This is a genomic window from Microbispora sp. NPDC046933, from assembly GCF_040644635.1.
In the GTDB taxonomy this organism is placed as follows: Bacteria; Actinomycetota; Actinomycetes; order Streptosporangiales; family Streptosporangiaceae; genus Microbispora.
In genome coordinates, this window is record NZ_JBEYWW010000004.1 from 132,506 (window position 1) to 155,643 (window position 23,138).

Annotated in this window: 19 protein-coding genes; 13 read left to right on the top strand and 6 right to left on the bottom strand. The window is 73.1% G+C overall.

The features are described from left to right. Nucleotides 1–96: 96 nt before the first annotated feature. Complete coding sequence (locus ABZ857_RS06955; protein ID WP_357038747.1) at nucleotides 97–1,449, top strand: FAD-binding protein; 1,353 nt, start codon at nucleotides 97–99, stop codon at nucleotides 1,447–1,449. 6 nt (nucleotides 1,450–1,455) lie between these two features. Here the strand turns inward: ABZ857_RS06955 and ABZ857_RS06960 are convergent, their stop codons facing one another. After that, entirely contained in the window at nucleotides 1,456–2,136 is a 681-nt protein-coding gene (locus ABZ857_RS06960) for a DUF4097 family beta strand repeat-containing protein (protein WP_357038750.1), read from the bottom strand. 147 nt (nucleotides 2,137–2,283) lie between these two features. On the opposite strand from ABZ857_RS06960, the gene aceB reads away from it, so the two are divergent. From aceB to ABZ857_RS07020, 12 genes are all read left to right on the top strand, one after another. Continuing rightward, nucleotides 2,284–3,873, top strand: a complete 1,590-nt coding sequence (gene aceB, locus ABZ857_RS06965; protein ID WP_357038751.1) for a malate synthase A — start codon at nucleotides 2,284–2,286, stop codon at nucleotides 3,871–3,873. A 24-nt stretch (nucleotides 3,874–3,897) separates the two neighbouring features. Then, nucleotides 3,898–5,349 (top strand): FAD-linked oxidase C-terminal domain-containing protein, encoded by a 1,452-nt coding sequence (locus ABZ857_RS06970; RefSeq protein ID WP_357038754.1) that lies wholly within the window; start codon nucleotides 3,898–3,900, stop codon nucleotides 5,347–5,349. Continuing rightward, on the top strand, nucleotides 5,349–6,722 hold the full coding sequence (locus ABZ857_RS06975; protein ID WP_357038757.1) for an FAD-binding oxidoreductase: 1,374 nt from the start codon (nucleotides 5,349–5,351) through the stop codon (nucleotides 6,720–6,722). The genes ABZ857_RS06970 and ABZ857_RS06975 overlap by 1 nt, the downstream gene beginning before the upstream one ends. Further along, nucleotides 6,722–7,972 (top strand): heterodisulfide reductase-related iron-sulfur binding cluster, encoded by a 1,251-nt coding sequence (locus ABZ857_RS06980; protein ID WP_357038760.1) that lies wholly within the window; start codon nucleotides 6,722–6,724, stop codon nucleotides 7,970–7,972. Before ABZ857_RS06975 ends, ABZ857_RS06980 begins: the two co-directional genes overlap by 1 nt. 34 nt (nucleotides 7,973–8,006) lie before the next feature. Next, nucleotides 8,007–8,735, top strand: coding sequence for an IclR family transcriptional regulator (locus ABZ857_RS06985; RefSeq protein ID WP_357039365.1), 729 nt, complete (start codon nucleotides 8,007–8,009; stop codon nucleotides 8,733–8,735). A gap of 29 nt (nucleotides 8,736–8,764) precedes the next feature. Continuing rightward, nucleotides 8,765–8,983, top strand: a complete 219-nt coding sequence (locus tag ABZ857_RS06990; protein WP_357038762.1) for a DUF2277 domain-containing protein — start codon at nucleotides 8,765–8,767, stop codon at nucleotides 8,981–8,983. A gap of 60 nt (nucleotides 8,984–9,043) precedes the next feature. After that, on the top strand, nucleotides 9,044–9,712 hold the full coding sequence (locus ABZ857_RS06995) for a hypothetical protein (RefSeq protein WP_357038765.1): 669 nt from the start codon (nucleotides 9,044–9,046) through the stop codon (nucleotides 9,710–9,712). Between the two features lie 100 nt (nucleotides 9,713–9,812). Continuing rightward, nucleotides 9,813–10,562: an RNA polymerase sigma factor gene (locus ABZ857_RS07000; RefSeq protein ID WP_357038768.1), complete on the top strand. Its 750-nt coding sequence runs from the start codon at nucleotides 9,813–9,815 to the stop codon at nucleotides 10,560–10,562. Next, the gene (locus ABZ857_RS07005) at nucleotides 10,562–11,590 is read left to right on the top strand and encodes a CU044_5270 family protein (protein ID WP_357038771.1); all 1,029 of its coding nucleotides are present in this window, start codon (nucleotides 10,562–10,564) and stop codon (nucleotides 11,588–11,590) included. The genes ABZ857_RS07000 and ABZ857_RS07005 overlap by 1 nt, the downstream gene beginning before the upstream one ends. A gap of 78 nt (nucleotides 11,591–11,668) precedes the next feature. Beyond that, nucleotides 11,669–13,078: an SWIM zinc finger family protein gene (locus tag ABZ857_RS07010; RefSeq protein ID WP_357038774.1), complete on the top strand. Its 1,410-nt coding sequence runs from the start codon at nucleotides 11,669–11,671 to the stop codon at nucleotides 13,076–13,078. After that, the gene (locus ABZ857_RS07015) at nucleotides 13,075–16,053 is read left to right on the top strand and encodes a DUF6493 family protein (RefSeq protein ID WP_357038777.1); all 2,979 of its coding nucleotides are present in this window, start codon (nucleotides 13,075–13,077) and stop codon (nucleotides 16,051–16,053) included. The genes ABZ857_RS07010 and ABZ857_RS07015 overlap by 4 nt, the downstream gene beginning before the upstream one ends. Before the next feature lie 67 nt (nucleotides 16,054–16,120). Then, nucleotides 16,121–17,650 carry a hypothetical protein gene (locus tag ABZ857_RS07020; RefSeq protein ID WP_357038780.1) on the top strand — a complete coding sequence of 510 codons (1,530 nt, stop codon included), beginning with the start codon at nucleotides 16,121–16,123 and terminating at the stop codon, nucleotides 17,648–17,650. A gap of 9 nt (nucleotides 17,651–17,659) precedes the next feature. Here ABZ857_RS07020 and ABZ857_RS07025 read toward each other — a convergent pair whose 3' ends face one another. From ABZ857_RS07025 to ABZ857_RS07045, 5 genes are all read right to left on the bottom strand, one after another. Beyond that, on the bottom strand, nucleotides 17,660–18,406 hold the full coding sequence (locus tag ABZ857_RS07025) for an HNH endonuclease family protein (protein WP_357038783.1): 747 nt from the start codon (nucleotides 18,404–18,406) through the stop codon (nucleotides 17,660–17,662). Between the two features lie 222 nt (nucleotides 18,407–18,628). Next, nucleotides 18,629–19,582: an ABC transporter substrate-binding protein gene (locus ABZ857_RS07030; RefSeq protein ID WP_357038786.1), complete on the bottom strand. Its 954-nt coding sequence runs from the start codon at nucleotides 19,580–19,582 to the stop codon at nucleotides 18,629–18,631. A gap of 8 nt (nucleotides 19,583–19,590) precedes the next feature. Continuing rightward, nucleotides 19,591–19,770: a helix-turn-helix domain-containing protein gene (locus tag ABZ857_RS07035; protein ID WP_357038789.1), complete on the bottom strand. Its 180-nt coding sequence runs from the start codon at nucleotides 19,768–19,770 to the stop codon at nucleotides 19,591–19,593. Nucleotides 19,771–19,911: 141 nt separating this feature from the next. Next, nucleotides 19,912–20,673 carry a glucose 1-dehydrogenase gene (locus ABZ857_RS07040; RefSeq protein ID WP_357038792.1) on the bottom strand — a complete coding sequence of 254 codons (762 nt, stop codon included), beginning with the start codon at nucleotides 20,671–20,673 and terminating at the stop codon, nucleotides 19,912–19,914. A gap of 69 nt (nucleotides 20,674–20,742) precedes the next feature. Then, entirely contained in the window at nucleotides 20,743–23,025 is a 2,283-nt protein-coding gene (locus ABZ857_RS07045; protein WP_357038795.1) for a tetratricopeptide repeat protein, read from the bottom strand. Nucleotides 23,026–23,138 lie beyond the last annotated feature (113 nt).

Here is a 23,138-nt window from a genome sequence, read left to right on the forward strand (position 1 = left end):
ATTCCGAGCCGATTCCTAATCATCGACAAACGGGATGTAGCAGGGTTGATCGCGAGCGGGGCCGCCCGGCGCCGCCGGACGCAGCAGGAGGAGAGCGTGACAACCCTGGGAACCGACCTTCGCCGTACGGTGCGCGGGCAGGTCCTCGTCCCCGGCGACGACGGCTTCGAGGCCGCCCGGCTGCCGTGGAATCGGGCGGTCGACCAGCGGGTGGCCGCGGTCGTGGAGGTCGAGGACGCGGCGGACGCCGCCGCGGTGGTCCGTTACGCCAGGCTGGCCGGCCTCGCCGTCGCGGCGCAGCCGAGCGGGCACGGCGCCACCACCCGGCTCGACGGGACGATCCTGGTCCGCACCGGACGGCTGCGCGACGTGGAGGTCCTGCCGGAGCGGCGGACCGCCCGCGTCGAGGCCGGCGTGCAGTGGGGCGAGCTGCTGACCGCGACCGGCAAGCACGGGCTGACCGGCCTGCCCGGCAGCTCCCCCGTCGTCAGCGTCACCGGCTACACGCTCGGCGGCGGGCTCGGGTGGTTCGCCCGCAGGCACGGCTGGGCGGCCGGCGCCGTACGCGCCTTCGACGTGGTCGGCGCGGACGGCACGCAGGCCCGCGTGACGGCCGACTCCGACCCCGACCTCTTCTGGGCGCTGCGCGGCGGCGGAGGCGACTTCGCGCTGGTGACGGCGATGGAGCTGGACCTGCACCCGGCGCCGCTGCTGTACGGCGGGCGCATGCTGTGGCCCGCCGACCGGGCGGCGGAGGTGCTCGCCGCCTACCGGGAGGTGACCGCGGCGGCGCCCGCGGAGCTGACCGTCTGGTTCGCGATGGTGAAGTTCCCGCCGGTGCCCCAGGTGCCCGAGCCGCTGCGCGGGCTCGCCGCGGTCGCGGTGGACTCGACGTTCCTCGGCGGTGAGGAGGAGGGGCGTGACCTGCTCCGGCGGATCGAGGACATCCCGGGCCTGATGCGCGACACCCGCGCGGCCATGCCGCTGGACGCCCTGGGCGGCATCTGCGCCGAGCCGACCCAGCCGGTGCCCGGGGCGGGCCGCGCCGAACTGCTGACCGGGCTCGGCGACGCCGTGGCCGACGACCTGCTCGCGGCCGTGGGCGGCATCGCTCCCCTCGCCACGGTGCAGGTGCGCCACCTGGGCGGCGCGCTGAGCAGGCCCGCCGACGGCGGCGGGGCGTGCGGGCACATCGCCGAACCGTACCTGCTGAGCATGATCGGGCCGGTCCTTTCGCCTGAGGGCGGGCAGGCGGTCGCCGCGCGGCTGACGGAGATCGCGCGGGCGATGGCGCCGCACACGACCGGCCGCAAGCCGTTCACCTACCTGAACGGCGGCGAGAAGGCCGCCTCCGCGTTCGACGCGGACACGCTGGCCCGGCTGCGCGAGATCAAGCGCCGCCGCGACCCCGACGGCGTCTTCCGCGCCAACCAGCCGGTGCTCGCCTGACGGCGATCACAGCTTGCGCACCTCGGCGTCGCCCGATCCGGTCCTGACCGTGATCGTGTGCGGCGCCGAGTCGTCGTGCGCCACCTCGACCGTGCGGTCGCCGCTCCCGGTCGACGCGTTGACGTTGTAGGCGCCGTTCGGCACCCAGAGCCGGCCGTCGCCCGATCCGGTCACGGCCTGCACCTGGTCGGGTACGGCGGTGAACCGCAGCGTGATGTCCCCCGAGCCCGTGCGGGTGTTGACCTGCTTGGCGGCGAGCCCCCGCGCGTCGACGTCGCCCGAGCCGGTGGAGGCGTTCACCTGGCCGGTCAGGTCGCGCAGCGTGATGTCTCCCGACGCGGTGTCGATCTTCATGGTGAGACCGCGCGGCACCTCCACCTTGTAGTCCACCGAGCAGTCGCCGCACTTGTACGCCAGCGTGAGCGTGTCACCGTCGACGGAATGGCCGTTCGCGGGCTTGTCCCCGCGCCAGTGCAGGGTCTCGGTGACGTGGACGCCCGACCTGTCGCTCTCGTTCACCACCACGTCGCCCGACCCGGTGTGGGCGTCGAGGACGGCCACCTTGTCCGTCACGTCGTAGGACTCCACGGCCTGCTGCCCGCCGAAGCCGATCCGCACGTCGCATGCCGTCACGACGAGGCTCATTCCCAGGACGGCCCCCGCGACGGCCATCGTCTTGTGTCTCATGTCCTCGATCTTCGTCCATGCGTGCGGCGTCTCCCATCAGGGAATCCCCCGAGCGCCCCCTGAGGAATGCCCTGGCGTTGACCCCCGGCTATCCCCTGAAGTAGCGTCGATTCCACCATTCAGAACTATTTTTCCGGAAGGTGGAAAATGACGGAAGGCGTCGAGATCACAGGCCCCCTGCTGGACCGGTTCGACGAGATCCTCACTCCCGAGGCCCTCGGCTTCGTGGCCACCTTGCAGCGCGAGTTCGACCCCAGGCGCAGGGAACTGCTGGCCGCCCGTCAGGCGCGGCAGGAGGAGCTGTCCGCGGGCGGCATGCTCGACTTCCTTCCCGAGACCGCCCACGTCCGCGAGTCGGAGTGGCGGGTCGCCCCGCCCGCGCCGGGGCTGGAGGACCGCCGGGTCGAGATCACCGGTCCTGTCGACCGCAAGATGACGATCAACGCGCTCAACTCCGGCGCCAAGGTCTGGCTGGCCGACTTCGAGGACGCCAACTCCCCGACATGGGAGAACACGATCAACGGGCAGCTCAACCTGCGCGACGCCCTCGACCGTACGATCGACTTCGAGTCCGGCGGCAAGACGTACGCGCTGCGGCCGGACGAGGAGCTGGCCACGATCGTGGTCCGGCCGCGCGGCTGGCACCTGCCGGAAAAGCACATCCTGGTGGACGGCGCCCGGATGTCGGGGTCGCTGCTCGACTTCGGCCTCTACTTCTTCCACTGCGCGCAGCGGCAGATCGGCAAGGGCCGCGGGCCGTACTTCTACCTGCCGAAGATGGAGTCTCACCTGGAGGCGCGGCTCTGGAACGACGTGTTCCTCCGGGCCCAGGAGCTACTCGGCGTTCCCCGGGGGACGATCCGGGCGACCGTGCTGATCGAGACCTACCCGGCCGCGTTCGAGATGGAGGAGATCCTCTACGAGCTGCGCGAGCACTCCGCGGGCCTCAACGCCGGCCGCTGGGACTACTTGTTCAGCGTCATCAAGAAGTTCCGCACCCGGGGGCGGGAGTTCCTGCTGCCCGAGCGCAACGCGGTGACGATGACCGCGCCGTTCATGCGGGCCTACACCGAACTGCTGGTGCGCACCTGTCACAAGCGCGGCGCGCACGCGATCGGCGGCATGGCGGCCTTCATCCCCTCCCGCCGCGACCCCGAGGTCAACAAGGTGGCGCTGGAAAAGGTGCGGGCCGACAAGACCCGCGAGTCGGGCGACGGCTTCGACGGCTCCTGGGTGGCCCACCCCGACCTCGTGCCGATCTGCCGCGAGGTGTTCGACGGCGTGCTCGGCGACCGGCCCAACCAGCTCGACCGGCTGCGTGAGGACGTCCACGTCACGGCCGAGGACCTGTTGTCGGTGTCCAAGACCCCGGGCGAGATCACCGAGGCCGGGCTGCGCAACAACGTGGACGTCGGCCTGCGCTACCTGGCGGCCTGGATGGGCGGCAACGGCGCGGCGGCGATCCACAACCTGATGGAGGACGCGGCGACCGCCGAGATCTCCCGCTCGCAGGTCTGGCAGTGGATCCACAACGACATCACGCTGGCCGACACCGGCGCGGTGGTGACACGGGAGCTCGTCGAGCGGATCATCGAGGAGGAGCTGGCCGGGATCGCCGCCGGGCCGGGCTACGACGAGAAGCTCTACGCGCAGGCAACGGCGCTGTTCAAGGAGGTCGCCCTTGACGACGACTTCGCGGAGTTCCTTACGCTTCCTGCGTACGAGCGAATGCCGTGACGATGTGAGGGGAAGCGGGAGCCGATGTCCGAGCTCGAACGGCTGACGGCACGGCTGGCGGCCGTGCTCCCGCCGGACGCCGTCATCACCGACCCCGTACGGCTGCGCACCTACGAGTGCGACGGGCTGACCGTCCACCGGGCGACCCCCGGGGTGGTCGTGCTGCCCGGGACGGCCGAGCAGGTCGCGGCGGTCGTACGGCTGTGCGGCGAGCACGGCGTGCCGTTCGTCGCCCGCGGGTCGGGCACCGGCCTGTCGGGCGGCGCCCTCCCCCGCACGGACGGCGTGCTGATCGTCACCTCCCGCATGCGGCGGATCGTCGAGATCGACATCCCGAACCGCCGGGCCGTGGTGGAGCCCGGGGTGACGAACCTGGCGATCACCGAGGCGGTGCGCGACCGGGGCTATTACTACGCCCCCGACCCCTCCAGCCAGCAGGTCTGCTCGATCGGCGGCAACGTGGCGGAGAACTCGGGCGGCGCGCACTGCCTCAAGTACGGCTTCACGGTCAACCACGTGCTCGCCGCCGAGATCGTCACGCCGGACGGGGAGATCGTGGAGCTGTCGGCCCAGGACCCCGGCTACGACCTGCTCGGCGCGTTCATCGGCTCGGAGGGCACGCTGGGCATCGCCACCAAGATCACCGTACGGCTGTCGCGGGCGCCCGAGGCGGTCACGACCCTGCTCGCCGCCTTCACCGGCATCGAGGCCGGCGGGCACGCGGTGTCGGCGATCATCGCGGCGGGCGTCGTGCCGGCCGCCATCGAGATGATGGACGCGCTGGCGATCGAGGCGGCCGAGGCCGCCGTCCACTGCCGCTACCCCGCCGGTGCGGGAGCCGTACTCGTGGTGGAGCTGGACGGCCCCCGTGCCGAGGTCGAGCATCAGTTCGCCGAAGTGGAGCGGATCTGCCGCGACAGCGGCGCCTTCGAGATCCGGGTGGCCGCCTCCGCCGAGGAGCGGGCGGCCATCTGGAAGGGCCGCAAGTCGGCGTTCGCCGCCGTGGGCCGGATCAGCCCGGCGTACATCGTGCAGGACGGCGTGGTGCCGCGGACCGCGCTGCCGCGCGTGCTCGCGGGGATCGACCGGCTGCAGGAGGAGTACGGCATCCGCGTGGCCAACGTCTTCCACGCGGGCGACGGCAACCTCCACCCCCTCGTGCTGTTCGACGACTCCGTGCCCGGCGAGGCCGAGCGCGCCGAGGCCGTCAGCGGGCGCATCCTCGACCTGTGCGTCGAGCACGGCGGGTCGATCACCGGGGAGCACGGCGTCGGCGTGGACAAGGCCCGTTACATGCCCCGGATGTTCACCGAGGACGACCTCGACACCATGCAACTCGTGCGGTGCGCGTTCGACCCCCGGGGGCTGGCCAACCCCGGCAAGGTCTTCCCCACCCCGCGCCTGTGCGGGGAGGCGCCGGGAGTGCGCAGGGGCGCGCATCCCCTGGTCGAGGCCGGTCTGGCGGAGCAGTTCTGATGGCCGCGCGGGACGTCCGGGACGCGCTGGAGGCGACCGGTGTGGCCGTGCGCACGGCCGGCGACGGGGACGAGGTCGCGGGTGTGCGGCCGCGCTGGGTGGCGCTGCCCGAGTCGGCCGAGGAGATCGCGGCCGTGATGCGGGTGTGCGCCGCGCACGACCTGGCCGCCGTCGCGACGGGCGGCGGGACCAAGCTGCACTGGGGCGCGCGGCCCACCCGATGCGACGTGCTCGTGGACCTGTGCTGCATGAACCGGGTGCTTGAGCACGCGGCGGGCGACCTGGTCGTCCGGGCGCAGGCCGGGGTGACCGTCGAGGCGCTGGCGCGGACCCTCGCCGAGGGAGGTCAGGAGCTCGCGCTCGACGTGCCCGTGCCGGGCACCACGGTCGGCGGGCTGCTGGCCACCGGCATCGCCGGGCCGCGCAGGTTCCGCCACGGCACGGCCCGCGACCTGCTCATCGGCGTCACGGTCGTGCTCGCCGACGGCACCATCGCCAAGTCGGGCGGGAAGGTCGTCAAGAACGTCGCAGGATACGACCTCGGCAAGCTGTTCACCGGCTCGTTCGGCACACTCGGGATCATCGCGGACGCCACCTTCCGCCTCCATCCCCTGCCCGCCGCCCGCGCCTGGGTGACGTTCGCCGTCGAACGTCCGGTGACGGAGACCGTCGAGCCCTACGTGTACGAGGGCAGGACGTTGGACACCACGAGCATCGACGCGGCCGCGGCCCTGCACGCCGTGATCCCGGCGGTGACCGAGTCACCACTGGAGCCGAGCGCGGTGGAAGTGGACTGGCCCGACGTGGCGGGCCCCTGCACCGTGGCGGTCCTGGTGGAGGGCGCCGCCGCGGCCGAGCGCGCCAAGGCGCTGTGCAGCCTCGTCGGCGACGCCACGGGCGGGGTGGTCCAGGTGAGCGAGGAGCCGCCGCCGTGGTGGGGACGCCTGCCCGAGCCGCCGGGCCCGGACGAGCCGCCGGGCCATGAGGGCCGAGACGCGGACGGCGGGGAGATCCTGCTGGAGGTCAGGAACACCCCCTATCGGCTGGCCGGGAGCTTCGTCGAGCCCTTCTGCGCGGCCCGCACGGCGGACGTGCGCGCGGCGGTGCGCGGTTCCCTGGCCTCGCACGTGTTCCACGTCGCGCTGCCGCCGGACACCGAACCCGGCCGTGTCGCCGGCTTCACCGGCGTGTTGCGCGACGACATGGAGGCGGACGGCGAGGGCCGCGTCGTCGTGCTGGCCGCGCCGCGGGAGGCCGCGCGTCGCCTCGACCGGTGGGGACATGTCGGCGCGCTGCCGCTGATGCGGCGGGTCAAGGAGCGGTTCGATCCCGATCGCCGGCTGTCCCCCGGTCGTTTCGTCGGAGGCATCTGATGGATCCGGAGCTGATCAAGGACTGCGTGCACTGCGGGTTCTGCCTGCCCACCTGCCCGACGTACGTGCTGTGGGGCGAGGAGATGGACTCGCCGCGCGGGCGCATCCACCTCATGGGCCAGCACGTCGAGGGAACGCCGCTCACCGACGCGATGGCCGGCCACTTCGACGCCTGCCTGGGCTGCATGGCGTGCGTCACCGCGTGCCCGTCCGGGGTGCGGTACGACCGGCTGATCGAGCAGACGCGTGCCGTCGTCGAGCGTGAGCACGTGCGCCGCCCGGACGAGCGCGCGATCCGGGCGCTGGTGTTCGCGCTGTTCCCCTACCGGCGCAGGCTGCGGGCGATGCGGCTGCCCATGCGGCTGAGCAGGCGCCTGCGGCCGTTCCTCGAACGGGTGAACCCCTCACTCGGCGCGATGGCCGAGCTGGCGCCCGCCGTCCCCCGGCCCGTACGGCTGCCGCCGCTGGTGCGGGCAAGGCGACGGCGCAGGGCGCGGGTCGGCCTGCTCACCGGCTGCGTGCAGGGCGAGTTCTTCCCGCAGGTCAACGCGGCGACGGCCCGGGTGCTCGCGCTGGAGGGCTGCGACGTGGTGATCCCGCCCCGGCAGGGCTGCTGCGGGGCGCTGTCGCTGCACTCGGGCCGCGAGGCAGAGGCGCGGAGGTTCGCCCGCCGCACGATCGCCGTCTTCGAGCGGGCCGGCGTGGACGCCGTGGTGGTGAACGCGGCGGGCTGCGGGTCGAGCATGAAGGACTACGCCGAGGTGCTGGCCGGCGAGCCCGCCTGGGCGGCCCGCGCCAAGGCGCTGCGGACTCGCGACCTGGCGGAGTTCCTGACCGAGCTGGGACCGGCCGCCGAGCGCCACCCGCTGCCGGTCACGGTCGCCTACCACGACGCCTGCCACCTGGCCCACGCCCAGGGCGTGCGCGCCCAGCCGCGTGAGCTGCTGCGCGCGATCCCCGAGCTGGAGCTGCGGGAGGTCGAGGAGTCCGCGATCTGCTGCGGGTCGGCCGGCACCTACAACCTCTTCCAGCCGGAGGCGGCCCGGGAGCTGGGCGACCGCAAGGCCGAGCGGGTGCTCGCCACCGGTGCGAGCCTGCTGGTGTCGGCCAACCCGGGATGCACGATGCAGATCGCGGCCGCCGTCCGCAGGGCGGGCAAGGGGGAGATCCGGGTCGCCCACACGGCCGAGGTGCTCGACGCCTCGCTGCGCGGCCTCGAACCCGGCATGCTGGGACGGTTCCCGCTTTAAGGATGGCACCGCCGAGGAGGAGGGCGCGTTGAGCGTGCAGAGCGTCGACCGGGCGCTGGACGTGCTCGAAGCACTGTCCGAGCACGGCGGCCAGGCCGGCCTGTCGGAGATCGCCGCCAGGACCGGCCTGCCGTACGGGACGATCCACCGGCTGTTACAGACGCTGCTGGCCCGGGGGTACGTCCGGCAGGAGTCCGACCGGCGCTACGCCCTCGGCGGCGCGCTCGTGCGGATCGGCGGCGTGGCCGAGCGGATGCTCGCGGTCTGGGCCGAGCCCTACCTCGCGAGGCTGGTGGAGCTGTCCGGCGAGACCGCCAACCTCGCCGTTCTGGAGGGCGACTACGTCGTCTACGTGGCCCAGGTGCCCTCGCCGCGCAGGCTGCGGATGTTCGCCGAGGTCGGCCGCCGGGTGCTGCCGCACAGCACGGCCGTCGGCAAGGCCCTGCTCGCCGGGCGGGACGACGCGGAGGCGGTGTTCCGGCGCACCGGGCTGCCCCGCCGTACGGACCGGACGATCACGGCGGTCGGCGAGCTGCTGGAGGAGCTCGGCCGGGTGCGCGCCCGGGGATACGCGCTCGACCTGGGCGAGGAGGAGAGCGGGGTCCATTGCATGGCCGTGCCCGTTCACGACGGCGGGCGGACCTTCGCGGCGATGTCGGTGTCCGGACCGGCCGAGCGCATCGACGCGGTCGACCGCGAGGAGCTGGCCGCGATGCTGCGCAAGGTGGCCGAGGACTTCGGCGCCGCCGTCTTCCGCTCCTGAGCGCGTCACGGATCGGCCAGTATGGGGTCATGTGCCGAAGCATCAAGACCCTGCGCCCGCCGTTCACCGACGAGGTGACCGAGGAGGACATCCGGGCGGCGGCCCTGCAGTACGTCCGCAAGATCTCCGGCTTCCGCGCCCCCGCCGCGCACAACGCCGAGGCGTTCGACGGCGCGGTCGAGGAGATCACGCGGGCCAGCACGGCGCTGCTGGCCTCCCTCCAGGTCCGCGGCTCGGCCGCCCGGTAGCACGGGGATCCAAGCGGGGGGTCCAAGCGAACCACAAGTGCCGGGCGGGACAGTGGCCGCATGGGACTGATCTCCGACTTCCTCGTGGCCCGGCGGCTGCGCAAAGGGCCCACGCTGCTGCTGCCGTACGCGCCCGATCCCGCGACCCTGCTGGAGACGGTGCGCCTGCACGACCCGCAGGCCAGGCCGTACGGGCGGGGCTTCAAGATCGGCGAGAACGTGGAGCTGCGCGGGCCGGTCGAGCTGACCCCGGAGCTGGCGGCCAGGGCGGGTCTCCCCGCGGGCTGGGCGACCGCGTTCTTCGCCCGCAACATCGACAGCGAGGCGGGCGGCGACTTCTCGCGGCCGAGCCTGCTCGTGCGGGGCCTGGCCGAGCGGCTCGGCGGCCGGGAGCACCCGGAGTGCCAGGAGCCGCCGGAGGACCTGGCCGAGGTCACCGGCGGGCGGCTCATCCCCGTTGACGAGGTGATCGGCGTGCTCGCGGACGACGTGCCCGGCCTGGCCGTCGCGACGGTGACCGACGCCGGCACCACGCTGCTCACCAGCGCCGAGAGCCCGATCGAGGTCTTCGTCACCGAATGGGACGCCGACGACGTGACGTACGAGCTGTCCGCGGACGGCGGTTACGGCAGGGACGTTCCCGCCACCGCCCGGCGGGCCGCGCTCGCGATAGCCGAGCGCACGGGTGGGGTGGCCCGCGACCACAACGGGTTCCTCATCACCGGCTGAGCACGTCGGGTGGAACCGGCTCGCCGCGTCCGGCGGAGTAGGGGCGGAGGGCGCGACGGCGCCCACGGAAGGAATCCCCTATGAACGGACGAAACGGGTGGTGAGGACGGTCTCCGGCGACACGCGCTTCCCCACGGTCGCCGCGGATCGCGAACCCGGCGGCTCTCGCGACGCCTCGGAGCAAACCTCCCGGAACCGGACCGAGGCATGCGACGCCGGGCCGAACGGCACCGGGCTGAATGCCACACGGCCCGACGACACCGAGCCGAGCGACACCGGGCCCGACGACGCCGAGCCGAGCGACGCGGGGTTGATCGAGGCGTCGCTGACCGCGCCGGAGCGGTTCGCCGGCGTCTTCGACCGGCACGCGGACGAGATCCACGCCTACGCCGGTCGCCGTCTCGGCCCCGAGCACGCCGACGACGTGACGGCGGAGACGTTCCTCGTGGCGTTCCGCAAGCGGCACCGCTACGACACCTCCCGGCCGGACGCCCGGCCCTGGCTGTACGGCATCGCCGGCAACCTCATCTCCGGGCACCGCCGGTCGGAGGTGCGCCGGCTGCGGGCGCTCGCCCGCGCACCGCACGACGCCCGTGAGCGGGGCTCACACGAGGAGGAGCGCGGGGCGGAGCGGGCGAGCGCCGCCGCCCTGCGGCCCGCCCTCGCCGCCGCGCTGGCCAGGCTGTCGGCCGCCGAGCGCGACCTGCTCCTGCTGGTCGCCTGGGCCGACCTCTCCTACGAGGAGGCGGCCGAGGCGCTGAAGATCCCCATCGGCACGGTCCGCTCGCGCCTGCACCGCGTGCGCGCGAAGCTGCGCCGCCATCTCGACCTTCCCGAGGAGAACGTGTGATGACCGACGAGATCGACCTGGTGGCGCGGCAGCGGCCCGACGTCGCGCCCTACTCCCCGGCGGCCAAGGCGGCCGTACGGCGGCGGCTGACCGGCCCCGCGGGCCGTCCCGCCCGCCCGCGCCCGCGTCCGTACCTGCTTCTGGCGGGCGGGACGGCGCTGCTCGCCGCGGCGGGCGTCGCCGCCGTCACCACCGTGCTGACGGAACCGGCGGCCCGGCCGGCGAAGGTGAGCCCGGGAGTCGTGACGCTGCCGAAGGTGTCGGCCATGTCGGCCGAGGAGGTGCTGGGCAGGGCGGCCCGCGCGGTGACCGACCTGTCGCCGCGCGACGACCAGTTCGTCAAGGTCGGCTCGCAGACGATGTACGAGGCCGACGTGTTCGGCGAGGACGAGAAGGAGTCCCGCTACCTCTACCGGACGAAGCGGACGATCTGGTTGTCCGCCGACGGCACGAGGGACGGCGCGCTGAAGATCGAATATCTGGAGCCCCACGCCTACCCCGGCTGGCCGATCCCGCCGGATGCCTACAAGGAGAAGGGCACCGAGTGGATGCTGCTCCCCGCCTGCAACAGCGTGCGGGACACCGCCTACACGAGCCTGAAGAAGCTGCCGGCCGACCCGGAGAAGATGCGCGCCTACCTGTACGACCGGCCGCACGGTGACAATCCGCCCGACACGGGGGCGTGGACGGCCGTCGGCGACCTGCTGCGGGAGACGTACGTGCCGGCGCCCCAGCGCGCGGCGCTGTTCAAGGCCGCCGCCACGATCCCCGGGGTCACGGTGACCGAGAACGCCGAGGACGCGGCGGGACGGACCGGCATCGGCGTCGGCCGGGTCTCCGGCGGGGTGCGTGAGGAGATCATCTTCGACCCGTCCACCTACGAGCTGCTCGGGGAGCGCGGCATCGTGGTGGACGAGAAGGAGGCGAAGGCGCCCACCGGCAGCCTGGTGGCCTCGACCGCCCAGCTGGAGGTCACGGTCGACGACGCCGCGCCCGAGGTGAAGGACCCCCACTCCGGCTGCCTCTGATCCCCCGCTCGTACGGCCCGCCGCCCGGTGGGCCGTACGAGCGGCGATTTGTCGGTGGTGATCTCTAGCCTCCGGCACATGACAAACGCGACGCAGGCGTACAGCTACGCCGCGCCTTCGATGCTGGTGGACGGACGTCTCGGGCTGTCGACGTCCGGAGGCAGGGCCCTGAGCGGTCCCGCCGTCGCGCCGAGGTTCTTCAGCGGGGTCGTCGCTCAGGCGGCGCCCGCGGCGGCCTGCCTGCTGGGTGTGGCCGACGTGGCCCTCACCCGCTATCACCAGCCGCGTCCCGGGTGGACCAGGGACCCGGTCGTCACCTGCGGGGGCGATCGGCTGCGCTTCGAGTCGTTCTCCGCCTGCGGCGGCGTGTACGCCAGGCTCGACCTGCTGGGGGACGCCCTTGACGGCGAGGTGTTCGACCGGGGGACGACGAACGTCGACGTCAACGGCCCGCTGCGGGAGGCGCTGGCCAGGGTGGGCGCACGTGACCCGCTCCACCTCGGGGTCGGCGCGGACGAGCTGACCGTGACCACGCTCGACGGCGCGGTCGTGGAGAAGAAGGTGCCGCTGCCCGAGCGGTGGCTGCGGGGGTTCGCCGAGGTGCAGGTGATCGCGGCGCGCATGGACCTGCGGGCCGAGCTGCCCGGCATGAGCGCGGTGCGGTTCCTGCGGTCCCTGCCCAAGCGGGCGACGGCCGACCTGTGGGTCGCTCCCGTGGGCCGCGAGCTGCGCGTCGCCGACCGGCCCGGCGCGGGCGCGGTGTGCCTGTCCGGCGTGGGCCGCCTGGCGACACTGCTGCCCCTGCTCCGTTTCGCCAGGAGCCTCAAGGTGTACGGCCCGGCGGCGCCGGACGGCCCGGCGTCGAGCGCGTGGGAGCTGGAGCTGCCCGGAATGCGCTACACGCTCGTGCTGTCGCCGGAGCGCTGGCGCGGCTTCTCCGGAGAGGGCGCGGTGCTGGCCGACCTCGCGACCGACGAGGCGGAGGCCGACGCCGACGTGGTGGGCATGCTGCTCAACTTCGAGCCCGAGGTGGAGATCGGCCTGCTGGCCGACCGCGCAGGGCTGTCCTCCACGCGCGTGCGGGCCGCCCTCACGCAGCTCGGCACGGCCGGCCGTGTCGGCTACGACCTGTCGGAGGCGGCGTACTTCCACCGCGAGCTGCCCTACGACAGGGAGCACGTGCAGCACCTCAACCCCCGGCTGACGGCCGCGCGGGCGCTGGCCGAGGCCGGCGCCGTGGAGATCACGGGCGCCACGGCGCGCGTACGGACCGACGGCGGGGTGCGGGAGGTCGGCCTGGCCGACGGGTCGTGCACCTGCCCCTGGTGGTGGGACCACCGCGGCTCACGAGGGCCCTGCAAACACGTCCTCGCCGCGAGGATCGCCGCCCGCGCCACGACCGTGAGCGCCCCAGGGAACGGCGCAGGGAACGGCGCGGGGAACGGCGCGGGGAACGGCGTCGAGACCGGCGTGGAGGGGTCCCTGTGAGCGTCTGGCAGGAGGTGCGCGGCCTGGTCACGGACCGCAGGACGAGGGAGCTGGCCGACCGGGTGATCGCGCTCGGCGACACCGAGCGCGCCGAGGTGGCCGGCAGGCTGCCGGGGTTGCTCGAGGAACTGCGCGAGACCGCCATCCGGACGGGCCGGGAAGAGCTGCCGGGCGACGACCTCGCCGAGGAGGACGAATGGGTGGCCTGGGAGCGCCGCATGGCCGCGCGCGAGGCGCTCCCCCAGTTCGGAGAGGCGCTGCGGATCGCGGGCGCCGGCACGATCTCCGGCCCGGCCGCCGCCGTCGCCTGGCTCACCCGCCGCGAGCTCTACCAGCGGTGGGCACAGGCGCCTGACCCGGCCCAGGTGGTCCGCGTGCTGGCCGCCCGCCCCGCCGCGTGGCAGGCCGACGTGGCGGACCGGCTCTGCCGGAAGATCCGTACGGCGGACGACCGTGTCGCCCCGCTCGCGCTGGCACTGCTGCGGGCATCCGGCTCCGAGCCGCCCGCGCACGACCCGCTCGTGGTCGCGTGGCTGACCTTCGGACCGCGAGACGACGATCCGCTGCTCGGCACGCTGCTGCCGCGGATCTTCGAGGCCGAGGGCGCGGGCCGCGCCCTGCGCGAGGAGCGGCTCACACCCTCGCCCACCCCGTGGCTCTCCCTGGTCCGGCGGCTCCTGCGCGGCGGACGGGTGTCGCGGGCGGAGCTCCTGGACGGCTGCGTGAGCCGGTTCCTGCGTGGCGGCGACGCCGCCGACCTGCGCTTCTTCGTGCGCCTGCACGAGCTGATCGACCCGGCGCCGCACGAGGCGGCCGAACGGGCCCGCGACTACCTGCGGCTGCTGCCCGCCTCCCCCGGTCCGGTCGCCGAGCTGGCCCTGACCCAGATCCGCAGCACCGGCCCCCACGACGACGCCGACGTCGAGGAGGCGATCGAGGCGCTGACCTTCCGGCCCGAGGCCAAGCTGGCCCGTGCCGGCCTGACCTGGCTGGACCAGGAGGTGCGGCAGGAGCCCGCACGCGCGGGGAGACTGGCTCCCGCGCTCGTCACCGCGCTCGCGCACACCTCCGACGAGGTGCGGCGGCGAGCCGTCCGGATCGCGCTCAGGCACGCCGCCGCGTTCGGCGCGGACGCGAAGCTGGTCGCCGATGCCGTCCCGCACCTTCCGTCCGATCTCGGCCGGGAGCTGGCCGCCGTGTTCGGGGGCGAAGTCGCGGCCGAGGAGACGACGGAGCCGTTCACCCCCGCGCCGCTGCCTGTCCTCCCCACGCCCGGCCCGTTCCCCGCACCGACCGTGGACCGGGCCCCGAGGGAACTCCACGGGTGGGTGCCGTTCGAGCAGTGGCTCGCCGGCTTCGTCGAGGGGGTGGGCAGGGATCGTGCGGCCCTGCGAGACAGGCTCGTCCCCGCCTTCCAGAGTTTCTTTCCCCACCTGTACGGAAGGGAGCGCTGGCTCGATCCGGACGCCTGGACCGCCGCCCTGGCGAAGGAGGTGATCGCTCCCGGTACCGATCCCGGCGTGCCCGATCCGGAGCCCGTCGATCCCTGGGCGGGGTCGAGCTTCTCCGTACACGTCAGGCCGGCGCCGCCCGAGGAGGACGACGAATCCGAGCATGAGCACGAGCACGGATCGGAGGACGGGGCCGCGCCCGAGCCGGCTTTCGGCAACCTGCCGGAGCACGTCCGGGAGGAGATCTTCCGCCAGATCCTGGAGCTCGGCGTCTCCGCCGAACGGGTGGCGGCGATGCGCGACGGCCTGCCCGTGCCTCCGCGCGATCCCGGCGAGCCGAGGTTCCGCGTGGGGATCATGTATTCGGGTTTGCGGCCCCTGTTCGGCAAGCCCCGGGAGCCGGACCCCGCGGTGGAGTTCCGCCGCCGCAACCGGCTGCCGGAACCCGCGCACGTCTCCCCGCCGCACATGTTCCTGCTGCACCGGCTCAGCGAGATCTACAGGGCGCTGCGAGAAGGGACGTTGCCACCCGTGCTGCTGGCGACGCCGACGGTGATGACCGGGCACCTCGACCCCGGAGTGCTGGTGGACCGGCTGGAGCTGTGCGCCGCCGCGGGAGCGGAACCGCTGCCCGCCGATCTGCAGCAGGCGCTGCTGCGGCTGCCGAGGGGAAACCACCCCCTCGCCGCCGAACGCGCCGGGCGCGTGGGATCGAGGGCGGCGTCGGCCGTCGCCGCCTGGCTCGCCCGGGGCGGCCTGCCCGACCCGGAGGCGGGGCTGAAGTGGGCCTACATCGAGGGCGCGCACGAGCACCTGTTCGAGGAGCGTGCTCCGGGGCGCGTCGACCAGATACGGCTGGTGCCGGTGCTGCGAGCCGAGCCCACCGGGCACGACCTCATCGACGAGTTGCTGCGCGAGCCGTCGAAGTGGCGGTGGGACAACCACGGCGAGGTCATGAGCTGGTGGCCGTCGATCCTCCCGTCGCACCGTGAGGTCGTCTCCGTCAACTATCTGCCCCACCTGCTCTACCAGTGGAACCACCCCGGGGTCTATCCGGCGTACCTGGAGGCAGTGGCGGACGCCGAGGGCCCGCTCGGGGACGCGACCGCGCTCATCGTGGCCTACTTCCTGGCCGAGCGTCGCCCGGACCCGGTCCCGTTGCTGCTGCGGATGACGAGCCGGGGAGACCTGCCCGCCGAGGCGGTCGGCCGTCAGCTCGCGCTGCTGATCCGCCGCACCTGGTTCGAGACCCGGCCGGTGCTGGCATCGCTGCGGGAGGCCGCGCATCAGGGAGCGCACGAGCAGGTGTGGGAGATCTTGAGGACCCTGCTGCCGGATCTGCTGCCCTCCGGCGGAGAGCGGCCGAACGTCACTCATACCGAGGCGGTGGCGCTCGCCGCCGACGTGGCGACCTGGGCGGGTGCCCGCGGTGAGATCCCGGTCGTGTCGGCGCACGCCGCCACCGGCAGGAGAAGCCGCTTCGCCCGCGAATGCGGGCGCCTGCGTGACCTGCTCGCCGGATGACGCCGGGCGCTGCCACCGGAAGCGATCTCCCCTAAGATCGTCTTCCTTGTCACGGGAGGGGCGCGAAGTGTTCCGTCGGCGTGCGGGCTGGATCGCGGCCGGGGTCTACCTCGCGGTGTCGGCCGTCGGCGCCGTGGTCACGGCCGTCACCGGGCGTCTCGACGCCCTCTGGGCGGCCGTCCTGTGGTATCCGCTCGACGGCTACTCCTCGAACGGCCTCACCGACTCGCCCACCGCCGGCATGGCGGCGGCGGTGGGGCTCTTCGCGATCCTCGCGCTCAAGACCTGGATGCTCCGCCAGGTCTTCACCTTCTCCCCGCGCGCGCCCCGGCCGGCCGACAGGCGGACGGTCTGGCTGCGGCGCCTGCTGTACCTGGCCGTGGCCCACACCCTGATCCTCCGGCTGCCGGCCGCGCTGCTCCCCGGCGTCCTCGCCGAGGCGCTCACCGTGGGCCTGTGGTGCCCGCTGCAGGTGCTGTTCGCGCTGACCCTCCGCGGATGGCCCCGGGTGTTCGCGCTCGTCTCCGCCTGGCCGGGGTCCGCGGGCCTGGCGGTGATCGCGATGGACGAGGTTCCCGGGGTGCGGGCGCCCCGGATCCTCCTGCTCGCCTGCCTGGTCATGGCGGCGGTCTGGCAGGTGGCCGTCCTGTTCGGCCAGCACCGCGACGGCCGATGGAGCCGCGACACCGTCACGGCCGGCTGGCGCCACGTCACCGTGACGCTCGCGATCCCCCTCGCCGCCATCGGCGTCAACTGGGCGTTCGTCTACGACGCCGAACCGCTGACGGCCATGCTGGAGGAGTTCGACGTCTTCCTTGCGGTGTGGCTGGCCCGCTCCGCCCGCGAACTCGCCGGCCCGCGCGGCACGTCCCCCGAGCGTACGCCGCTCCGCCCGCCCGGGCCGCCCCGGCCGGTCGTGCTGGCGGCCGTCCTGCTGCCGTTCCTCGTGCTGGTCGGGCCGGAGCAGACCGTGCACCACACCTACGGCGACGGGTGGTACGGCGCCTGGGAGCCCGGACCGCCGCGGCCGGAGGCCCCGCTGTCCGAGGCCCCGCTGTCCGAAAAGGGGGCACGCGCGGACACCGGGAGCGACGTCGCGGAGGCCAACGCCCGCTGCCGGGACCCCTGGCCACGGCTGCGGGCCCGGCGGCAGGGCACGGCCGCGTACTTCCTGTTCGAGGGCGGCGGCTACTACGTCCACGACCCCGGCGACACCACCGAGGGTGAGGACCCCTATGCGGCCGTGGACGACGGGTTCCTCGGCGCTGCGGGCAGCTCCGCGGTCGTGATGACGTACGGCGAGAACGAGCCGATGTGCCTGACCGTGAAGGCGTTCGGCTCCGCTCCCCCGCTGCGGCTGAAGGGCTGGGACCAGGTGGCCGAGGTCGGCGTGGTCAGCCGCAGCGGCCGCCTGGAGGTGCCCTCGTACGCCGACGGCGGCGACGAGGGCGCCGGGGCCCGGCTGCCGAACCTGGCGGTGAAGGGCCCCGGACGCTACCGGCTGCGCGTCTACGCCCGGGGGCTCGAAGGCAGCGTCGAGGAGCACCTGGTCGTCGCCTTCCCCGGCCGGGCGGTCAGGAAGATCTCCTACCGGTGACCCGGCGACCTACGTGCACTGCTCCAGCATGGCCGCCTTGTCGGCGGAGGTCACCGGAAGGTCGTACTTGAGGGCGACCTGGGCGAACCGCACGGCGTAGGAGCAGCGGATGTCACGGCTGGGCGGCAGCCAGGTGGCCGGGCCCGAGTCGCCCTTGGAGCCGTTCGTGGAGCCGTCCACGGGGATCAGGTTGAGCGGGTCGTTCGCGATCTGCTTGCGCTTGCTCTCGCTCCACCGCGACGCGCCCATCTGCCAGTCGTACGACAGGGGCATGACGTGGTCGATCTGGACCTCCGCCGCGTGCGACTTGCTCCAGTCGATGGTCTTGCCGGTGTACGGGTCGTACAGGGTCATGGAGACGATGACGCAGTTCGACCCGCTGCGATACTTGAGGTCCCGGCCGTCCCGCTTGAGCAGGTCGTTGCGGGTGTCGCAGCCGTTGCGCCCCCACGGGACGTCGTCCACGTTGTCGGCCCAGGCGTAGCCGAACTTGTCGCGGTCGTAGCCGGTCTTCGACCCCCGGCCCTTCGTCGCCACCTTGTCGATCAGTTCGCGGGCCTTCGCCCGGTCCTTGTCCGACGTGATGGCCTTCAGGCCGGGGCCGGTGCCGTCGGGGTTGTCAAGCGGATTGACGCCCTGCCCCGTCCCCGAACCGCCCTTCGCGCCGCCGCTCGTGCCGCTGCCCAGGTCCGTGAGGTCGCCACTGGGATCCAGCGCCGGTCCGCAACCCGCCAGTACGGCCACCACAACCGACATTCCGGCGATCAACCGGATACCACGCCCGCCCACTGCCACCCCTAGGTAATGAAATATCCCCCCCAGATATAGCAAAGTGCAAAAAGATGGCAAAGGAGGCGCGCACGCGCGCCCGCGAGCGGACCGGTGGACGTCTCGCAGTCGCCGGCGGCGGAGAGCCGCGGGAAAGGCGAAGGGCGTGGCACGCCGTGCGCGCCACGCCCCTCGACCAGGCCCGGTGGATCAGATGGCCGGGATCCAGTCCTGCCAGACGATCTTGTTGGCCTCGACCCACTTGCGGGCGGCGTTCTCCGCGCTCATCTTGTTCTCGGCCATGTCGTAGGCCACGGCGTTCTGGTCGTCGTTGGTCCAGGCGAAGTTCTTGATCAGTTCGTACGCCTTGCCGCCGGTCTGGGCGAACCTCACGCTGACGACCTTGTCGAGCAGGTACGGCGGGTAGTCGCACTTGATCGTCTTGACGTCGTCGTCACACCCGATCGCGTACGGCGGAAGGTTGATCTTGACGAGCTTGAGCTGGTTGAACAGCCACTGCGGCTCGTAGAAGTACATCAGCAGCGGGGTCTCGTCCTCGGTGGCCTTGCGGGCCGCCGCGATCAGCGCGTCCTCGCTGCCGGAGTAGACCACCTTGTACGGCAGTTTCAGGTTCTTGATGAGCGCCTCGTCGTTCGTCACGAAGGACTTGTCGCCGGCGAGGAACTGGCCCAGGCCGTCGCTCTTGTCGGTCTTGAACAGGTCCTTGTACTTGACCAGGTTGCGCCAGTCCGTAATGTCTGGATATTTCTGGACCATCCACTCGGGGACGTACCACCCGATGACGCCCTTGTTGCCGTTCTCACCCGCGGTGATCGCGACCTTCTTGTCTTCGATGTACTCCTTTTTCAGCTCTGGGTGGTTCCAGTTCTCCAGGACGACGTCGACCGTCCCCTTCTCGAAGCCCTTCCAGGAGTCCGCCTCGCCGCTCTCGATCCTCTCGACCTTGTAGCCGAGCTCGTGCTCCAGGAGATAGGCGACGACCGCGGCGCTGGCCTCGTAGCCGGTCCAGGCGTTGATCGCCAGTCGCACGGTCTTCGTACCGCCCCCGGCGCCCGCCCCGGCGGCGCCGTCCGAACTCCCGCCACCGCAGGCGGTCATGGCCAGCGCGAGCGTCAGCACGCCGGCAAGGACACGGATCCTCATATCTGACCTCACCTGATGTCGTACGGGCGGCGAACGTGAGCGGCGGGGCCCGGCGGCCCGGCCACGTGGGCGTCGGTTCGTGCGCGCAGCCCGTCGTTGAACACCACCCGCGCGCACCCGAACGCCTCGGCCGGCACGGCCCGCCGGCCGGAGGCCGGGCAGAGGCGGAGGTCACACCGGAGCCGCACGTCATGGTTTTACCATCGGTTGATCGGCGACTACGCAGCGTTAGAACAAGTAGGCATGGCGCATCCCCGTCCGGGGGGCGTACCGGGCGGTGAGGGCGCGGCGGTGTCAGGTGAGGAGGGCCGGTCCGCCGGGCGGCGGTGTCAGGTGACGAGGATTCCGCCGTCCACCGGGATGACCGCACCCGTGACGTACGAACCGGCGTCGGAGGCGAGGAAGACGGCGGCGGCGGCGAGCTCCTCCGGGTCGCCCGAGCGCTTCATCAGGACCCGCTGCTCCCGCATGCGGTCGAGGTAGCCTCCAGGATACTGCTCGGTCATCTCCGAGTCGAAGAAGCCCGGCTCCAGGCAGTTGACCCGGATGCCCCGGCGCGAGGTCCACTGCTGGGCGAGGTCGCGGGTGAGCCCGGCGACGGCGGCCTTCGACGCGCTGTAGGCCGCCTGCGGCAGCCCGGCCGTGGTCTCGCCGAGCACGCTTCCGATGTTGACGATCGACGAGCCCGGCCGCATGACCCGGGCGCAGGCCTGGGCCATCCAGTACGTGCCGTTCAGGTTGACGTCGAGCACGCGGCGGAACTCGCCGGGCGTCTCCCGCAGGGCGGGCACGGCCGTGCCGACGCCCGCGTTGTTGATCAGCACGTCGACGCGGCCGAACTCGGCCATGGCCGCGTCGACCAGGGCCTGGCACTCCTCGGGGACCGACACGTCGGTCAGGACCGCCAGGCAGCGGCGGCCGGTCTCCTCGACCAGCCGCCGGGTCCGCTCCAGGCCCTCGGCACGGCGGGCCCCGATCACCACGTCGGCGCCCGCCTCCGCCAGGCCCCTGGCGAAGGCGACGCCAAGCCCCGACGAGGCCCCCGTCACGATGGCCACCTTGCCGTCAAGACGGAACCGGTCCAGGATCACGCCGCCTCCTCGCTCAAGAATCGAACCCGACTCTAGAGCAAGGTTTCGCCAGGTTGTGGGGCGGGCGGATCAGAGGCCGTACTCCTTGGAGATACGCTCATGCCGCTCGGCCTCGATGCCCACCTCGCGGGCGAGGTCGAGCCACGCCAGCGGGTGGGACCACTGCTCCGTGACGTCGTCGAGAACGGCGTCCAGCTCCGCCGGCCGCACGCTGGGCGGGATCGCGATCCAGCCGAACACGCCGGGAAGCTGCTCACCGGTGGCCGGGTGGGTCACGCGGTAGTTCTCGTCGCTGTAGACCCACATCGGCCAGCCTCGCTCGGCGAGGACCTCGTTGAACTCGGCCCACTCGTCCTCGGAGGGCGCCGCGCCGTCGAAGAACCAGCTCGTGTAGCCGCCCGGGCGCAGCATCGTCACCCCGGCGAACGGGATGACGAAGCTCTCCCGCTCCTGCTCGTTCTCCGGGATCGGCTCCAGCGGCCGGGGGTCGATCACGACGACGTCGCCCGCGTTGTACTCCATGCCGCGCGGCTGCGGGATCGCCAGGCGGGCGGTGGCCGGGCCGGTCCGTACGGCGAGCACCTCCCGCTGGGTGCCGTCGGGGGCGGGGAGGATCACCCGGACCAGGTGCCACTCCTCCTCGATCGGGCCCTCTCCCGGCTCGATCGGCATGCCGAGCTTGGCGCCCGCGGCGCGCACGGTCGCCCAGTCCTCCACGGCGGTGGACAGGACGATGAGCCGCCAGACGTCCTCCTCCTCGCCCTCGCCGGAGTCGAGCAGCGGCCTGAGGATCTCTGCCGCCTTGGCGTTGTCGCCGAGCTGCTGGACGGCGCCCGACCACAGGCGGCGCGCCTCCAGCCCGCCCTCGTGGGCGACCGCCTGCTCGGCCTCGGCCGCCGTCTCCTCCCACCGCTCGCGCGCGCGGTGGAGCCGGGCGAGCGCGAGGTGCGAACGGGTCTCCGGCAGCCGGGCCGCCAGGGTTTCCACCCGCTCGTCCTGCTGGGCCTCGATGAGCAGGCCGGTGAGGTAGGAGATGTCCTCGTCGTCGGCGGCGGCCGGGTCGCCGTCCTCGACGATCGTCTTCCAGTAGATGTCGGCGCCCACCGGGGCGTACCCGAGGAACCCGAGCGTCGTGGTGTGACGCCGGGTGGCCTCGAGATCGGTGCCGGACAGCGGCCACAGCCAGCCCACCCACCGCTCGGGGTCGGCCGTGCGGCCGTCGGCGGCGTCGAAGTAGGCCACCAGCTCGTCGCGGGGGCCGGGCGGCGGCAGCTCCTTGGCGGCGTCGGCCGCGGCGCGCAGCTCGGCCACCCGCTCGGCCAGTCCCTCGGTGACGCGGAGGTCGGCGATCGCGGCCTCGGCGTAGTCGGCCAGCAGGCGGGCCTGCCACAGGCCCTGCCGGGCCACCGCCAGGTGTCCGGCGGTCAGTGCGAGCTCGAACCGGGCGCGGTGGCCGCCGACGCTCTCGAAGTAGGCGATCCACTGGCGCAGGATGCGGCCGAGCTGCCAGGTGTTGGCGATCGAGCCGCCGGAGACGAGCATGCGGACGGTGCGCGCCCACTCCACCCATTCACGCGCGTGGTCGCCCACCACGTCGAGGTCGGGCAGGGCGTCCACGGCCTCCTGCAGACGGCCGAGGGTCGCCAGCACCTGCGACCTGAGCAGGGCCTCACGGCGGCCCTTCGCGACCGGGTCGTCCGGCTTGAAGCCGGTCGAGGCGTCGAGCGCGGCCAAGGCGTCGTCAGGGCGTCCGGCGGCGAGCAGCGCCCGCGCGGAGGCGGCGCCCAGCTCCCAGCTCGCCTCGCGTTCCCGGCCGCGCAGGCGCTCGACCGCCGCCTCGGCGTACGCGACGGCCTCGGCCGCCTGGCCCGCGTCGATCAGGGCCGTGACGTACTGCGTGGCCAGGCCGGAGAAGGCGAGGGAGTCCGGGCCGACGCCGTCGAGGGCCGCGCCGAGGGCGGCCAGCCGGGTCTCGGCGTAGCCGGGGCCGTCGGTGTTGGCCTGGGCCATCGCCAGGGCCTCCACGGCGCCGGGGGCGGCCGGACAGTCGCGGACGTCGTCACGCTGGGCGAATTCCGTCAGCGCGGCGGCGTCGTCGAGCGCGACCGCGCCGATCGCCCGGTCGCCGACCCGGCCGATCAGGTGCCAGTAGCGCGCGAAGAACTCCAGCCACGGCTTCTCCAGGGTCTCGGCGTGCTGCGCGATCGCCGGCGCCACGACGTCGAGCTGGGTGAAACGGCCCTCCAGCGCCTGCGCGGGCACGTCACCCAGCGCCATGGCCAGCCCCGTGTTGCCCGCCTCGTGCAGTTCACGCTGGGTGCCACCGACCCAGGCCCAGATGTCCACGTCCATGAGCAGTCAGTCTGCCAGGTCGCCGACCTTGACCCAAACAGCACGCCGACCCGAACAGCACACCGGCCCGAAACAACACGCCAGCCCGAAACAACACGCCGGCCCGAAACAGC

Excerpts from the sequence above, each read along its gene's own strand:
- ABZ857_RS06960 (WP_357038750.1), bottom strand. The coding sequence starts at position 2,136 with ATGAGACACAAGACGATGGCCGTCGCGGGGGCCGTCCTGGGAATGAGC.
- aceB (WP_357038751.1), top strand. The coding sequence starts at position 2,284 with ATGACGGAAGGCGTCGAGATCACAGGCCCCCTGCTGGACCGGTTCGAC.
- ABZ857_RS06970 (WP_357038754.1), top strand. The coding sequence starts at position 3,898 with ATGTCCGAGCTCGAACGGCTGACGGCACGGCTGGCGGCCGTGCTCCCG.
- ABZ857_RS06975 (WP_357038757.1), top strand. The coding sequence starts at position 5,349 with ATGGCCGCGCGGGACGTCCGGGACGCGCTGGAGGCGACCGGTGTGGCC.
- ABZ857_RS06980 (WP_357038760.1), top strand. The coding sequence starts at position 6,722 with ATGGATCCGGAGCTGATCAAGGACTGCGTGCACTGCGGGTTCTGCCTG.
- ABZ857_RS06990 (WP_357038762.1), top strand. The coding sequence starts at position 8,765 with ATGTGCCGAAGCATCAAGACCCTGCGCCCGCCGTTCACCGACGAGGTG.
- ABZ857_RS06995 (WP_357038765.1), top strand. The coding sequence starts at position 9,044 with ATGGGACTGATCTCCGACTTCCTCGTGGCCCGGCGGCTGCGCAAAGGG.
- ABZ857_RS07005 (WP_357038771.1), top strand. The coding sequence starts at position 10,562 with ATGACCGACGAGATCGACCTGGTGGCGCGGCAGCGGCCCGACGTCGCG.
- ABZ857_RS07010 (WP_357038774.1), top strand. The coding sequence starts at position 11,669 with ATGACAAACGCGACGCAGGCGTACAGCTACGCCGCGCCTTCGATGCTG.
- ABZ857_RS07025 (WP_357038783.1), bottom strand. The coding sequence starts at position 18,406 with ATGTCGGTTGTGGTGGCCGTACTGGCGGGTTGCGGACCGGCGCTGGAT.
- ABZ857_RS07030 (WP_357038786.1), bottom strand. The coding sequence starts at position 19,582 with ATGAGGATCCGTGTCCTTGCCGGCGTGCTGACGCTCGCGCTGGCCATG.
- ABZ857_RS07045 (WP_357038795.1), bottom strand. The coding sequence starts at position 23,025 with ATGGACGTGGACATCTGGGCCTGGGTCGGTGGCACCCAGCGTGAACTG.